The organism is Vibrio sp. 1978, from assembly GCF_033344345.1.
On sequence record NZ_JAWPOP010000452.1, the window covers coordinates 1 to 704 of the forward strand.

At 39.5% G+C, this 704-nt stretch carries 1 protein-coding gene; it reads left to right on the plus strand.

Going from position 1 to position 704, the window contains the following annotated elements:
- Positions 1–431 precede the first annotated feature (431 nt).
- Positions 432–704, plus strand: a 273-nt coding sequence (locus R8N49_RS27180) for an AAA family ATPase (protein ID WP_318190458.1), incomplete at its 3' end; no start/stop codon positions are given.

Consider the following 704-nt stretch of genomic DNA (forward strand, 5'->3'; position numbering starts at 1 on the left):
TCGACACTGTTTTTAACATCATAACCATCACCTCTATTCATATCGGGTCGTATTATAGTGGTGATGAGATCACGCCATTGTCTATGTTGTGCAAACTTTTGATATGCACAAAGTTAATTCGATGAGTAATTGGAGCGAGTTTACATAGAAAATAAGCACGATAAATCAAAAATTCTGTTCTTGATAAATCAGTTTACAGTGTAAAAACTCGTGATGTTGTTGCCTACGAAGACTCAATTTACTCGAGAGTTGGGGCAGCGTTAAGCGCTATAAATCAAATTTAATATGAGTTATGGTTCACATGATTGACGTTGAAACTTCTTATCAATCATACAAAACACTACTATCACCGACCTGTAAAAATAAGCTGTAGTTTTGACTAACTGCAGCGTTCTTCGTCAGTTTGTTGCCAGCGCCATGGAGGGCGTTATATGAAAAGGATAAATGTCATTGGTAGTAGCGGCAGTGGTAAGTCTACTTTTGCAAAAGCCTTAGCTCAGAAGCTCGACGTTACACATATCGAAATGGACAAATTGTTTTGGAAAGCGGGCTGGCAAGAAAGCACCGACCATGAGTTTTTCAGCAACTTAAAAACGGCCCTCACGCAAAGCGAATGGGTTTTGGATGGAAACTATTCTCGAACTGAAAGCATAAAGTGGCAAGACGTCGACACGATCATTTGGTTGGACTATTCAAGAACGGTA